The organism is Flavobacterium segetis (assembly GCF_900129575.1).
In the GTDB taxonomy this organism is placed as follows: Bacteria; Bacteroidota; Bacteroidia; order Flavobacteriales; family Flavobacteriaceae; genus Flavobacterium; species Flavobacterium segetis.
The window spans coordinates 1-14464 of sequence record NZ_FQWE01000011.1 but is presented as its reverse complement, the minus strand read 5'-3'; the positions used below and the strand labels follow the sequence as shown (position 1 = coordinate 14464).

At 33.5% G+C, this 14464-nt stretch carries 11 protein-coding genes and 1 pseudogene; 6 read left to right on the top strand and 6 right to left on the bottom strand.

Features of this window, described 5'->3' with window-relative positions:
* Positions 1-53: 53 nt before the first annotated feature.
* From BUA99_RS13470 to BUA99_RS13460, 3 genes are all read left to right on the top strand, one after another.
* Positions 54-551: a GNAT family N-acetyltransferase gene (locus tag BUA99_RS13470; protein WP_072993408.1), complete on the top strand. Its 498-nt coding sequence runs from the start codon at positions 54-56 to the stop codon at positions 549-551.
* 291 nt (positions 552-842) lie between these two features.
* Positions 843-1424: an LOG family protein gene (locus BUA99_RS13465; protein WP_072993405.1), complete on the top strand. Its 582-nt coding sequence runs from the start codon at positions 843-845 to the stop codon at positions 1422-1424.
* A gap of 161 nt (positions 1425-1585) precedes the next feature.
* Complete coding sequence (locus tag BUA99_RS13460) at positions 1586-2536, top strand: tRNA dihydrouridine synthase (RefSeq protein WP_072993402.1); 951 nt, start codon at positions 1586-1588, stop codon at positions 2534-2536.
* Between the two features lie 78 nt (positions 2537-2614).
* On the opposite strand, the gene BUA99_RS13455 is transcribed toward BUA99_RS13460, so the two are convergent.
* Entirely contained in the window at positions 2615-3202 is a 588-nt protein-coding gene (locus tag BUA99_RS13455; RefSeq protein WP_072993399.1) for a glutathione peroxidase, read from the bottom strand.
* Between the two features lie 142 nt (positions 3203-3344).
* A complete protein-coding gene (locus BUA99_RS13450) occupies positions 3345-5558 on the bottom strand; it encodes a TonB-dependent receptor (RefSeq protein ID WP_072993396.1) in 2214 nt (737 codons plus the stop codon).
* A gap of 241 nt (positions 5559-5799) precedes the next feature.
* Between BUA99_RS13450 and BUA99_RS13445 the strand changes: the two genes are divergently transcribed.
* The 3 genes and pseudogenes from BUA99_RS13445 to BUA99_RS15530 all read left to right on the top strand — a co-directional run bounded on the left by BUA99_RS13445 (position 5800) and on the right by BUA99_RS15530 (position 7889).
* A complete protein-coding gene (locus BUA99_RS13445; protein WP_072993395.1) occupies positions 5800-6330 on the top strand; it encodes an RNA polymerase sigma factor in 531 nt (176 codons plus the stop codon).
* A complete protein-coding gene (locus tag BUA99_RS13440) occupies positions 6330-7115 on the top strand; it encodes an anti-sigma factor (protein WP_072993389.1) in 786 nt (261 codons plus the stop codon). The genes BUA99_RS13445 and BUA99_RS13440 overlap by 1 nt, the downstream gene beginning before the upstream one ends.
* A gap of 334 nt (positions 7116-7449) precedes the next feature.
* Positions 7450-7889 (top strand): annotated as a pseudogene (locus tag BUA99_RS15530) (tRNA-dihydrouridine synthase family protein).
* A gap of 485 nt (positions 7890-8374) precedes the next feature.
* Here BUA99_RS15530 and BUA99_RS13430 read toward each other — a convergent pair.
* The 4 genes from BUA99_RS13430 to BUA99_RS15155 form a co-directional block, all read right to left on the bottom strand.
* On the bottom strand, positions 8375-9823 hold the full coding sequence (locus tag BUA99_RS13430; RefSeq protein ID WP_072993387.1) for a hypothetical protein: 1449 nt from the start codon (positions 9821-9823) through the stop codon (positions 8375-8377).
* 107 nt (positions 9824-9930) lie between these two features.
* A complete protein-coding gene (locus BUA99_RS13425) occupies positions 9931-10116 on the bottom strand; it encodes a hypothetical protein (RefSeq protein WP_072993385.1) in 186 nt (61 codons plus the stop codon).
* A gap of 124 nt (positions 10117-10240) precedes the next feature.
* Positions 10241-12721, bottom strand: coding sequence for a fibrinogen-like YCDxxxxGGGW domain-containing protein (locus tag BUA99_RS13420; RefSeq protein WP_072993383.1), 2481 nt, complete (start codon positions 12719-12721; stop codon positions 10241-10243).
* A 53-nt stretch (positions 12722-12774) separates the two neighbouring features.
* On the bottom strand, positions 12775-14464 hold a 1690-nt coding region (locus tag BUA99_RS15155; protein ID WP_159430954.1), incomplete at its 5' end, for a beta strand repeat-containing protein.

Sequence of the window (14464 nt, the reverse complement as noted above, 5' to 3'; positions counted from 1 at the left end):
TTTTCCTTTAATTTTAGTTGTTTTTTATTAATTTTGAAGCAAATTAATAGCCAATGAAAATCCAATTACGCGCTTATAAAACAGAAGATACGCACGCCATTTTAGCAATCATTAACTACAACATATTACACTCAACCGCACTATATGATTACAATGTGCGAACGGTTGAGCAACAAAAATCAATTTTAGAAGATAAAGTTGCTAAAGGTTTTCCTGTTATAGTAGCTGAATTAGAGGGAATTGTTGTTGGTTTTGGAATGTATAGTGAGTTTCGTTTTCGTGAAGCATATAAGTTTACTGTCGAGCATTCCGTTTACGTAAATGACGAATATCATGGAAAAGGAATAGGTAAATTATTACTAGAAGCACTGATCAAAAAGGCAAAAAACCAGAAACTACATACAATGATAGCTGTTATAGATGCTGAAAATCAAAGCAGCGTAGCGTTTCATGAAAAATTTGGTTTCAAAACCGTGGGAATCATTAAAGAATCTGGTTATAAATTTGATCGCTGGCTTGATTCGGTTTTTATGCAATTGATTTTAGCATAATTAATTTGACAAAAATCTTAAGAATTTAAGCAGGAAAAAACCAATTGAAAATAGAGATAAAAAACACTTCGTTAACGCTAAGTTGGATAACTAATCACCCACTTTAAATAAAAGGTTTTAGAAGATTTGATTCCACACCTCTTTTCGAGATGGATTACGAGTTAACTAAAACACAGTGAATTCGGATCTGCTTTACCTTCATGTTAAAGGTAAATTTAAAATAAATCAAACGCAGTATAATTTTACTGCTGTAAAAATTCTAATTACAAACGTAATTTATAAGAACTATAAATGAAAAGAATAACAGTGTTTTGCGGATCCAGTGTTGGCGAACAAGAAATTTTTAAATCTCAAACCATTTTATTAGGTGAAACACTAGCCAAACAGGGTATTGACATTGTTTATGGCGGAGCAAACGTAGGACTTATGGGAGCACTTGCAGACGCCGCTTTAAGCGCAGGCGGAAAAGTGATTGGAATTTTACCTAATTTTTTAAAATCAAAGGAAATTGCTCATCTTCATTTGACTGAATTGATTATAGTTGACAGTATGCATGAACGAAAACTAAAAATGAATGAACTTTGTGACGGAGTGATTGCATTGCCAGGTGGTTTTGGAACCTTAGAAGAACTTTTCGAAATGATAACTTGGGCTCAACTTGGCTTGCATACTAAACCCATTGCTCTTCTTAACATAAATGGTTTTTATGATCCATTACTTATGATGTTGCAAACAATGGTTGACAATGGTTTACTGAAAGAAATTAATCGAAAAATGCTCCTCACAAGTGATACCATTGACGATCTTTTACTGCAAATGAAAAATTATACTGCACCAACTGTTACTAAATGGATCACATCAGCTAAAGTTTGACGACAACGTAATTTACATTGACTAAATTCTAAAAACTCAATTTCTGGTATCCAGTAAAACCTTTTAGCGGACCAAAAAACATTGGTAAAATTTCTATAATTTATTAATTTCAAAAAATCTTCCTGCTTAAAGATTGTTATATTTGCATAATTAAAATTTTGATGGACTACACCTTACTTTCTTCACCTTTACAAGGATTTACCGATTTCCGATTTCGAAATGCTCAAAACAAAATTTTCGGTGGAATTGATACTTTTTATTCGCCATACATAAGGCTGAATGGAAAAATGATTATCAAGCCTTCCTACGAACGCGATTTACTTCCCGAAAACAATCTTGATTTAGAAGTGATTCCGCAGGTGATTACTAATGATGCTGATGAATTCTTATTTGTAGCTAAGTATGTCCGTGAATTAGGTTATAAAGAATTAAACTGGAATTTAGGTTGCCCTTATCCTATGGTTACTAAGTCAGGAATGGGATCTGGATTGATAAGTAATCCAGAAAAAATAAATCACGTTCTTGAAAGAGCGCACAGTGAATCGGATATTATTGTTTCAATGAAAATGCGTTTGGGATATGAAACTACTGAAGAAATTTTAGACGTATTACCCATTTTAGATCAATATCCAATAAAGAATATTGCTATTCACGCACGCATTGGTAAACAATTGTACAAAGGCGGTGTACATCTTGATGCTTTTCAGCAATGTATTGATAATACTAAGCACAAACTCTATTACAATGGTGATATTACATCAGTTGCAAAATTCCATGAAATGCAACAGCGATTTCCTTCAATCGATCACTGGATGATAGGTCGTGGATTAATAGCTGATCCTTTCTTACCTATGATGATTAAAAATAACACCCAAGAATATCCAGAAAATAAAATAGAACTATTTAATGCTTTCCATGATACTTTATATGCGATTTATAGTGAATCACTATCTGGAGCCACACATATTTTATTAAAAATGTATCATTTATGGGAATACTTTTCAGCTACATTTTCTAATCCTCATAAAGTACTAAAGAAGATTAAAAAAGCACAAAGTATTCGGAATTATGAAGCGGCAGTTGCAGAGATTTTTAGAAACGAGAAATTTTAAAAATCGAAAGTGGAATTACTATTAAAAAAAAACGATCTTCAGTTTCCCAAAAATCGTTTTTAAAATGACCAATATTTTTTAAGCTTTAATCCAATTCATTACTTCAGGATCAGTAATTAATGTTCTAGGCGAAATCACCTTTTCCAATTCTCCTTTTTCGTTAATTAAATATTTCTGAAAGTTCCACTCCACTTTTGAATCTTGTAATCCATTTTTAGATTTTTGAGTCAAAAATTGATAAATTGGACACATATCATCCCCTTTCACGGAGACTTTGTCCATCATAGGGAAGGTTACACCGTAATTTTTTTGACAGAAAGTAGCAATTTCCTCGTTAGTTCCTGGCTCTTGTGACATAAAGTTGTTAGCTGGAAAACCCACAATTACAAAACCCTTGTCTTTATATTCCTTGTAAGTCGCTTCTAAATCTTTATATTGTGGTGTATTTCCACATTTTGAAGCTGTATTTACAATCATTATTTTTTTACCTTTCAAAGAAGCAAAATCAAAAGTATCTCCTGATAAATCTTCGACTTTAAATTGGTAAATTGTTTCTTTTACTACATTTTCTGTACTCATATTATTGTCTGATTTTTTAGGTTGCGCTTGATTCTGGCAACTGAATAAGAATAAAGCGCATGACGCGATAGTTAAAATATTTTTCATATCAAATTTTTGATAAAATTAAACATTTATTTGTCTCACTAATATTTAATTTTGTTAAACGACTGTTAAAAATAGAAGTACTCAAATTTTTTGTAAATTCACTCTACTATTTAACAGAAATAATGTAAACCGAAAAAAAAAGTTAGAAAGTAAATGAAATTTTACCTTTTATAAAAAATGGCGTTCCCGGTGTGAAATGAATCTCTTCAACACTATTTGTTTCGCTTTGTAGTCTCGACTCCGTCGCAAATTGCGTTTCATTCCATTCAGAATCAAACAAATTTTCTACTGAAACACCAAAATTTATATTTTTATATTGATAATTTACATTAAAATCAGAGATAAAATATCCTCTTGCAACAATCGAATTATCTTCATTCGCAGGACGACTTTTTAAATAGCGATAGCGTAGTCCTCCTGAAAAACCATTGATTTTTTGAAAACTTAAGCCTCCCGTTGTCGTCAAATCAGGAGCAAGCGGAATATAATTTTGACCTTTTAATTCTTCAATGCTTCGTGCATGAGTATAATTTGCATCTATATCAAAGTAAAGCCAATCATTTAGTTGATAGCGTAAACCTAGCTCCGCTCCCATTCTTCTTGATTTTCCGCTTGGCTCAATAATTCCAGCATCGCCTACATAAACAAACTCTTGTTCTAAGTATAAGTACCATAGCGCTGAACTAACAATTAAGTGAGGAAAAGGTTTCCAAATTGTTCCAATATCAGTGCCTAAAGCTGTAGGTAAAATTTCTTTGCCATTATTCTCAACCACCACTCGCGTATCATTTGAATGAAATCCCATTCCTGACTTTATAAAAAACTGTACATTATTATTTTGAGAATATAATAAATTAAGTTTAGGAGAAAACTTCACTTTCGATTCGGATTGTGTTTTGTAATTCTCTAACAATTTATCTTGATAATTAAATTTAAAATAATCCAATCGAATTGCTGGATTAATCACCAGTTTTCCAAATGTAAATTCAGAGTTCAAATAACTAAAAAGGTTTGATTGATCAATATCCCCTAATTTAATATTAGATAAAACTGTTCTTCTGTTTACGGTACTAGAAAGTTCTGAATCTGAAGTGGCATCAGATCGAAAACCAGCTCCAAATTGCAATAAAATATTGACATCATTTGCTTTAATCTTTTTATTCAACTCGGCATTCATTCCATAAATATCACGATATTCTTTTTGCTTAATTTGATCACCATTGATAGGATCATTCAAAAAGAATGTGAAATTTGAAAATAATTCAAACTGATAATTAGAATAAAAAGCGTTCGCTTTTAGAAACATATTTTCATCAATTGGTTTAGTTAAACTTACATTTAAATTAGTTCGAGAAGTGTTTCCGCCTTCAGTATCATCTATTGCACCAAATCTCGAAATGCTCCCATTATCAATTGATCGTTGTGGAATTTGTCCAGACGCATCCCACGTACTTGAAAAACGAGATCCTAAAATTGAAAACTTACTGTTATCAGTCAAAACTGCCGAATATTTACCTAATAAATTGATTCTATTGAAATTTTGAGGTGATTCAAATGGTCCATCAGTCAAAATATACTCTGTAGCAATATATGCGCTTTGTTTCTTTTGATTACCTAAAAGATTAAAAAGTCCTACTGTTCTCAGCGTGTTGAATTGACCAATTTCAATACTGATACTACTCTTTTCAATTTTATCTTTAGTTTGAAAAGCAACATATCCCGCCGTAGCAAAATCTCCCTTAGTAGCATAGTAAGTTCCTTTTCCAAAATCTATTTTCTCAACTGTCTCCGGAATAACAAAATGTAAGTCAGCGTAACCTTGACCATGCGCATGTGAAACCATATTTACAGGCATGCCATCAACAGAAATAGAGATATCGGTGCCATGGTCTATATCAAAACCTCTTAGGAAAATTTGCTCTGCTTTACCACCACCCGCATGTTGTCCAATAAATAGACCAGGTACTTTTCGTAAAATTTCTTGAGAGGAATTCACAGGAGTAGTTTCTAAATCAATTTTTGAGATCACGTTCAACGCTGAAAGTTTTGGTTGAATAACAATTTCGTTTAATCTAAAAATATCATCTTCCAAAATAATTGTTTCATCTGAAGAAGCAATCGTGTAATTTAATTTTTTATATCCTAAAGCTGAAATTTTTATAGCATTTCCAAAAACTGTTTTATCCAAACTAAATATTCCAAATTCGTTAGAATGAGCGTGACTCTCGGAAATTGAATTTATCAAATAGGCATTTTCGATAGGATTTCCATCACGATCGATTACTTTACCTTTTTGGATTTGGGCAAAAGTGGAAATTCCAAAACCAATAAAAATTAAAAAAAATATTTTTTTCATAACTGCTGTTTCCGTTTAGGCTTAAAATATAAATTACTAAATCTCAAATCTGTATTTTGGCGAATTTATTTGATTAATCTACCAAAGGCAAATCAAAACATAAAAAAGTCGTAAAAAAATGAAATAGATAAACATTTAGCAAAATCTAATTTGAATCAAAATAAAAAAAGATTGTGAAAAGATAATATTACTGAATATCTAGAATAGAATGTATAAATTTGTAACCGTAAAATAAAATTATATGACTCAAGAGGAATTGCTAGAATTAATTTATAAGAAAGACGAAAGAGCATTTACACATTTGTACGATATGTATTCTAAGAGCCTATTTTCGGTTATTAATGTACTCGTTAAAAACAGAGAAGAAGCTGAAGATGTCCTTCAGGAAGTATTTGTAAAAATATGGAAAAACATCGATTCTTATAATGAGAGCAAAGGACGATTCTATACTTGGATTCTAAATATTGCTAGAAATACATCGATAGATAAATTGCGCTCAAAAAACTTTAATAACAGTCAAAAAAACCTTTCTACTGATAATTTCGTAAATCACTTTGAAGATAGTTCTAAGCTAGCAGATAAAATGGATACAATAGGTTTACAGGAATTTGTAAAAAGACTGAAGCCAAAATGTATTCAAATAATCGATTTGCTTTTTTTTAAAGGATACACCCAACAAGAGGCTTCAGAGGAATTAGCGATTCCTCTAGGTACAGTAAAAACTCAGAATAGAACTTGTATTAACGATTTACGTAATTATTTGAAAGTATAATGGAAACAAAAGAATATATCGAATCAGGAATTCTAGAACTTTACGTTTACGGCTTACTTACCGAAGTTGAAAGTGAGGAAGTTGCCGCTATGGCGAAGATAAATCCAGAAATAAATGCAGAAATCATAGCGATTGAAAAGGCAATTGTAGCTTTATCATCGAGTTTTTCACCATTTCATTCTGTTGCAAATTTTGGAAAAATAAAAGAAAAATTAGAGCTTAAACATGCTGAAATTATCGACCTGAAACCAAGTAGTAATTGGTCACAATATATAGGTTGGGCTGCTGCTGTTCTTTTACTTGCAGGCATTGGTTTTCAATACATGCAAATGGAACAAAATAAAACGCAAGTAGCAACCGCTGCGGTGGAAAAAACAAAATTAGAGAAAGAACTGAAAGCTTTAGATTTAAAAAATAAAACTAGTGAAGGCACTTTAGCAATTGTTAGAGATGTTAAAAACACAGTTGTGGCTCTTGGAGGACAGGCTATTGCATCAGAATCCTCTGCAAAAGTATATTGGAATAAGGAAACCCAAGTAGTTTATGTTGATGCAGCCGGATTGCCAGAACCTCCAAAAGGAATGGTATATCAGGTTTGGGCATTAAAGTTAAATCCGCTAACTCCAACAAGCATTGGATTATTAGACAAATTTGACGAAAACAACCAACGTCTTTTTGCTGTTAACAATACTGGAGAAGCCGAAGCCTTTGCCATTACATTAGAACCAGCCGGCGGAAGTTTAAGCCCTACCATGGAGCAATTATACACCTTAGGAAAAGTATAAATTGTTTCTTCAATTATCAATTACTAAAAAAGACTTTCAAACGGAAGTCTTTTTTTAGTTTCCAATAGTTATCCTTTTCATTGTTACTATTTACAAAATTAAAATTTTCATAAGCTAAACTCTGCTTTCTTCGCCACTTCAAAGATTTACCGATTTTCTTTTTACAAATACAGTAAACAAGAACTTTAGAGACATTGATACTCCTTATTCTCCTTACATCTACTTAAACTAAAGATTAGTTTTCAAGTTTTCCTACTAGAAAAATATTCTCCTAGAGAACATTATTGGTTTAAAAGTTATTATACAAATTAGAATCGCTGATCCAGATAACTTTTTGTTTGTATCGAAGTATATTCAAGAATTAGGATATAAAGAGCTTAACTGGAATTTAGGTTGTCCTTATCCAATGGTCACTAAATGTAGTATGGATCTGATTTAATTAGCAATACAGAGAAGATCAATCGCATTCTTGAAAAGGTACATGACGAATCTGATATTATTGTTCCAATAAAAATACGTTTGGGAGATGATACTACCGAAGAAATTATGGATGTCTTTCCTGTTTTTAAAAAATATCCCAGTAAGAATGTAGCTATTCACGCCCACATTGGAAAACAATTGTATGAAGGAGGCGTGCATTTAGAAGCTTTTCAAGCCTGTGTCGATCAAACGAAACTAAAATTGTATTACAACGGCGATATTTCTCAGGTACCGAAATTCCACGAAATGCAAGCTCGATTTCCCACCGTAGACCACTGGATGATAGGCAGATAATTAATTGCTGATCCTTTTTTGCGAAGCATGATTAAAAACAACAGCTTAAAACACCCAATAAATAAAATGGAATTGTTTCGTGAATTTAATTACACTTTATAAGCAAGATATAGCGAATCCCTCTCTGGCTCCACGCACATCTTATTGAAAATACACCATCTATAGGAGTACTTTTCGGTTACCTTTTCGAATCCTCACAAAGTGGCTAAAAACATACGTAAATCAAAAAGTATCCGTAATGATGAGCAAACGGTGAAGGAGAATATTAAAACGAGCTAAGTTTCTTTTTAAACATAGAAACATAGGTATTATGGTACTTAGAAAGGCGTTTAATTTAGGAATAAACATCCTTATGGCTTATCATGAAAAATCAGTATTAAAATACTGTATGCCTATCAACAACTCAACAGTTTGTTTTTTTAAAGTACGGTATCCAATTTTAATTTATACGCGTTTGAATCTTTACAAGTTATTATTGCTGCTACTTAGGGTATTGTAATTATTTTTCCATATTTCGTAAGACCACTTCCACTTCCTATTTTACCATTTTCATCTACATATGGATTGGTATTATCAACGGCAGATTCTCCAGCGGAAGAAAGGATACTAATATTAAAATTCAAAAGGGTAGTATTGTTTTTTTGGACCGCCCCTCCAATGTTACGATTTATGTCGTATATTGAATTTATTATAGGATAAAGGCTTATGGTTTCCGTTCCGTAAATATCGCCAGATAGATCTAATCCTAAAGTATAAATATTGCCATCGGATGAAATACTCGAAGGAGTTACAGATTGTAAAGTTGCATTATTACCCTTAAATAAAAATCTAAAATCTGAGGCTTGCAGTTCCCCACTTCCGGTATTAGTATTAAAAACAGCTCGGTTCATAGTAACTGTTATTTTAGAATCTGATGAATTGAATAAAACAGAGTCGAAAAAATTTCCTAAAGTATTATTGGTATGTATAATTGGAGACCCAGTATATTCAATTCCATTATTAGAAAAAACATTATTTATTATAGTTGTTTTACTTTGATCATTGACACTACCAGTATTGATAACAATACCAGAGTTATCAGTAAATAGATTGCCATCAAATAGATGATGATTATTACCTAAAGTTTCCATTCCCCAACCATCATTAGAAATCCAAGACGAGAATGAAAAAAGAGTAGCCCCGGTATTATTTGTAAATGTTGAGTTTAAAACTTGAAATCTATTGACTCCCCTAAAATTACCTATCAGTCCTGAATTATTATCAAAAATACAATGATCTAACTTTACATATCTTTCTACGAAAAAAATCATACCACTGTTATTAGAAAAGGTACAGCCTGTAACGATAATTTTATTAGTATAATCTGCATCGTTGTCAGATGTCGTATCAGGTGTCGAACCAAAATCACTAGTAATAAACCTATTACCACTATTATTGGTAAACGTCGAATTAGTAAAGCTGATCAATGAATTGTCACTTCCTGCATAGAAGGCATAACCTTGAGTATTTCCCGTGATACTAATGTTTGATGCTAAAACAGAGCTCTCAAAAGCATATAAAATAGTTCCTGGATTTGTTGATGTTCCTTTTGAATTTTCAGTTAAAGTTAAGCCTGTAATGGTCAAAACTGCACTCGGATCTAACGTAAACATTTTATATTTACTATTACCTGAAATGCTTATAATGCTAGTTCCTGGTCCCGAGATAGTATAACTACTTTTTACATTAGGTAAATTACTAGTTAATGTTATTTTACCTATTAGTTCGGCAGAAAAAACTATTTCATTGATAGCAGAATCAGAGTTTGCGGTATTAATAGCCGTTCTTAAAGTCCCTACACTGTTATTGTCAATTAAACTTGTCACTGTATATGTACTTTGAGCTACACTTAATAATGTAAAAAATAGACTTATTATTATAATTATTTTTTTCATATTTTAAATTTTAGATTTATAATTTTCGAGTCGTCAATTACTTTTATTAATAAGATACTTATCAAAAGTTGGATCATTTTTTTGTCTTAATGAATCCATATTAAAAATTAAATTTCGTGAGAAGAATTATATTCAACACTATAATCAAGTCCTTCATAAGCAATACGAGTAAACCCTGACGGTGTTTGAGTATTTGTGGTAAAACCAAATAATAAGATAAGATAGCCGCAACTAATTAATCTTTTAGAAATTTTGTTTAATACAACGTTCATTTGAAATAAAATACAACTCATAAAGTATAATTTTATTAAATGTAATCGTCGTGTCTCAAAACCTTTTTTATCCAAATAAGATAAATTTATTACTTGTTTTAACAGATGCTAAATATCCAATTATTAAAATGAACTTTATTATATTTTATCGTATCCATGTTGAAAACCACGCATCTCTTGGGTCGGAATCTTTTCTGCCACCACCGATATCCGCAAACCAGTGTACACCATTAGTATAATTACTTGAATGATACATTTTTGGCCATCCTGCAGCAGCGCCAGGACAGCAATACGCCCATTGCCAAGTCCCCGAATTTACAACAAAGGTAGATGAGGCTCCATTTGCCCAGGTTGCTTCCCCATTCACGTCGTTCGCAGAACTCTTTAATGCACCTATTGCTAATGGAGACGTCGAAGTTACTTTGTTTGCATAAGAGGTAGAAGAATTCCCTGCGCGTAATTGAACATCTGTAGATACGTTAGCTAATTCAATTACAGTCGCTCGCGGTAAATAACCCAAAACATTTGGAGAGGTAACGCTGCTGGCTAATGGTGCTGGGGTATACCCTGCCCCGACATTTAACAGCATCCATCCACCACCATCGGTACTCATATCTGCATAAATCTGAAAAGGAGTCCCGCTATTTATGTTAGGGATAGAAATCCAATAAATACCATCGGTAGAAGCGGGATATGCTTGTTTTATTGCCGAAGCGCTTAAAGCTGCAGAAGCAAATGTAAGACCACTTCTCGGTTTTATACTTATTACTCGACCAAATTTATCTAAAGATGTGTCGGCTCCTGTTGCGCCATTAAGGTCTATATAATTTGGCAAATTGAGCTCAAACCTACCGTTACTAGTTAAAACTGTGGCATTAATAACGGATACTTGTCCTATTCTACTCCAAGCAGAACCACAAGTCCCACTGGTTAACAGTACTCTATACTTTCTGGTCGATGTTATGCTAGAAAAAGCATAAGTAGTAGCAGTATTACTAATATCTGTCCAAACTATTCCACCGTCAGTAGAATATTGCCATTTACTAATTGTGCCTGAATAACCACTCAATGTTAATGTTCCCGAATTAGAGCCACCAAGAAAACTTTGATCTGAAACTGTCCCTCCCATAGGAGCTGTACCTGCTATACATGAAATAGTATAAGCAACAGTATAAACTGTACTAGAACAACTTGCTATCACTGCTCTGAAATAATACGTACCTGCTGCGGTAATTTGATGTGACAAAGCCGTTGTACTATTAGCAATATCTGTAACGGCAGATGCAAAAGTACTACTAGTTGATACTTGCCATTTAGTAACATTACCACTGTTACCATTCAAGGTAAAGTTAACATTAGCATTAACACAAATAGTGTTGTTATCAGCAACAATGTTTCCAGCAACAACATTATTCACATAGATTCTTGTAGATGAAGTATTCAAACCAGTACAACTTGGCGTATTTACTACCGCTCTATAATAGGTGTTTTGAGTAATATTAGTTACAGTGTTTGTAGTTGTTGTGTTAGCTATATCAGTACCAGCAGTTAAAAAGTCATCATATGAATATTGCCATTTTACCACGGTGCCTCCACTAACTAATCCGACCAAGTTTAATGTCGTACTGTTTGTAGGACAAACTGTGGTGTTCCCGCCCGCAATACTTCCTGATGGCGCTCCCGTTAGTAACAAATCTCGAGTAAAAAAAACATTAGATCCTACATTATCCGTTGACATACCACCATATTCAACTATATAGGATGCAAGATTTGCACTAAAACTTAAATCATTCCAACGACCTCCACTCGAGGCATAAAATTGTCCTGCATCTTCTCCAGCAGAATCATTGGGCTCATTATTGTTCCAATATGAAAATTGGTCCGTTTGCGTTACTGGTGACCCATTTCCTACAGAAAACAAGGTTCCTTTTTCTGGACCAGAAACCCAATGCCATTTCCCTTCTGCATTTGCAGCATTAGCATATTTTGTTGTGCCAGTAGCCGCGTTAATGTAAACATCATTATCAGAGGCCCCCATCCAAGAATCTACTTGTATGATTTTCCAAATGAAATTAGTTTCAGCCAAAGATGTCATCGTTACTAAATATCCTTGACGACCAAAATAGGACTTGGTTGCCGCTGCTGCTAATGCATTTGGCCAATTTATAGCTCCAGAAATATTTTCATAAAAGTGACCGTTCAAATTATTGTAATATTTATTTCCTGCAACAAAGCTCACTTGCCTTTGTTCTTGGTAACAAGTTGCAGAAACAGTTTTAATAGTAACAGTTCTCAATAATGTTTGCCAATTTGAAGCAGTGGTTGTTCCTGTAAATACCAAACTTCTGGTGTTTGTATTGAAAGCAGCGGCAGTAACTCCAGAAGGCAAAGTCCCAGTATAAGACAAGACATCTCCTAATGTATAACTACCTGAAATCGTAACTGTAAACGATGTAATATTACCATCCGCAGTTATGGTAACTTGAGGATCTATTGTCGATTGAACATTATTGTTAATAGATAACGTAATGTTTGTTCCAGATACATCAACAGTAGTGGCTTGTGAAAAGCCCTTGCTCACAAAACACAATACTATTAATACAATATTTAGTGATTTTCTTATCATGTTTTAAATATTATTAAATATCTAGTCTTTTTCGTTTTTATTACTAAAAAATATTAGTAGAAATAGTCAAACTGAATTCTGTCTCCCATCACTAACGCATATCCTCCATTACTTGCTGGAGTATAAGTCAAAGTAGTTCCAGCCACGCTGTATGCGGTATTACTTATCCTAACTCCATTGATATACATTTTTACTTTACTATTTATAGATTTAGTTTGTGCTAAAGTAAAACTGCTTTGCGATGCTGTAGCACTAAATTCATCAGCTACTTCACGAACTGAGGCTGTTGGAGTTCCCCAAGAAGTAACTCCAGCTCCATTAGTCGTTAATACCTGCCCGATTGTTCCGTCCGTTTTAGTGTAAATTACAGCTCCTGCGGTTATCGTACCGCTAGTTTGTACATTCGTTACACCTGTATTTCCTAATTGAATAGTATTGCTAGCAGTGACACTAGCTTGATAACCAATAGCAGTAGTATTTGAAAATGCTCCGTCAGCACCAGTAGTGTTCATACCTAAAAAAGTATTTCCAGAACCCGTCGTAGTGGAATTTCCAGCATTAGCTCCTAAAGCAGTATTATTATTCGCTGCGGAATTCATTAAAGTTTGATTTCCAATAGCTGTATTGTTATTATTCCCTGCAATGTTAGACATGGTTTCAGCACCAACTGAAGTATTTCCATAACCGGTCGTTAAGCCCGTCATATTAGCATATCCAACCCCCGTATTATTACCAAATGTAGTTCCAGAATACGAAGTTAAAGCCCGTGCTCCTAAACCTGTATTTCTTGATCCCGTTCCTAAACCAAGATTAGTTCCAATAGCTACGTTTTCAAAATTACCGCCATTGCCCCTTCCTATATTTATTCCATTTACAGAAATATCAGAATTAAAAGTTTTAGCACCAGCAATAGTTTGAGTAGTAGTTATGTCTACAAAGTTTTTAGTTGCTGATCCTGTGCCACCATTGACAATAGGCAATATGCCTGTTACTTTAGAAGTTAAATCGATACTACCTGCAAGCATTGTATTAGTTACTTTGCTAGCTCCAATAGTAGTTGCATTACCAGAACTTGTAATATCTCCTGTTAAATTAGCATTGGTAGTAACGTTTCCAGCAGTAAGGCCAGCAGCTGTACCTGTAATATTTGTCCCAACAAGTGCAGATGGTGTTCCCAAAGATGGTGTTACTAATGTTGGGGAAGTTGATAAAACAAGACTTCCCGTTCCTGTTTCATCAGAAATCACTCCAGCCAATTCAGCTGAAGTTGTTGCTGAAAGTACATTTAATTTATCAGTAGTTACCACCAATGTTTTTGACGTTGGTATTGTGCTTCCGTTAATACTTGTTGCTGTTGCAACTCCTAAAACAGGTGTTACTAATGCTGGTGAAGTCGATAAAACAAGACTTCCCGTTCCTGTTTCATCAGAAATAACTCCAGCCAATTCAGTTGATGTAGTTGATGAAAGCACATTTAACTTATCAGTATTTACCACCAAAGTTTTTGACGTTGGTATTGTGCTTCCGTTTATACTAGTCGCTGTTGCAACTCCTAAAACAGGTGTCACTAATGTTGGTGAAGCATTCATAACAAAGGTTGAACCTGTTCCTGTTTGAGAAGCTACAGCAGTTGCATTCCCAATACTTGTTATTGGACCTGTTAAGTTAGCATTCGTTGAATTATTTCCATTCAATTTTTGTATTGCCTGAAGTATATTATCTGTTGATGATACCGTACCTGCA

Excerpts from the sequence above, each read along its gene's own strand:
- BUA99_RS13470 (WP_072993408.1), top strand. The coding sequence starts at position 54 with ATGAAAATCCAATTACGCGCTTATAAAACAGAAGATACGCACGCCATT.
- BUA99_RS13465 (WP_072993405.1), top strand. The coding sequence starts at position 843 with ATGAAAAGAATAACAGTGTTTTGCGGATCCAGTGTTGGCGAACAAGAA.
- BUA99_RS13460 (WP_072993402.1), top strand. The coding sequence starts at position 1,586 with ATGGACTACACCTTACTTTCTTCACCTTTACAAGGATTTACCGATTTC.
- BUA99_RS13455 (WP_072993399.1), bottom strand. The coding sequence starts at position 3,202 with ATGAAAAATATTTTAACTATCGCGTCATGCGCTTTATTCTTATTCAGT.
- BUA99_RS13450 (WP_072993396.1), bottom strand. The coding sequence starts at position 5,558 with ATGAAAAAAATATTTTTTTTAATTTTTATTGGTTTTGGAATTTCCACT.
- BUA99_RS13445 (WP_072993395.1), top strand. The coding sequence starts at position 5,800 with ATGACTCAAGAGGAATTGCTAGAATTAATTTATAAGAAAGACGAAAGA.
- BUA99_RS13440 (WP_072993389.1), top strand. The coding sequence starts at position 6,330 with ATGGAAACAAAAGAATATATCGAATCAGGAATTCTAGAACTTTACGTT.
- BUA99_RS13430 (WP_072993387.1), bottom strand. The coding sequence starts at position 9,823 with ATGAAAAAAATAATTATAATAATAAGTCTATTTTTTACATTATTAAGT.
- BUA99_RS13425 (WP_072993385.1), bottom strand. The coding sequence starts at position 10,116 with ATGAGTTGTATTTTATTTCAAATGAACGTTGTATTAAACAAAATTTCT.
- BUA99_RS13420 (WP_072993383.1), bottom strand. The coding sequence starts at position 12,721 with ATGATAAGAAAATCACTAAATATTGTATTAATAGTATTGTGTTTTGTG.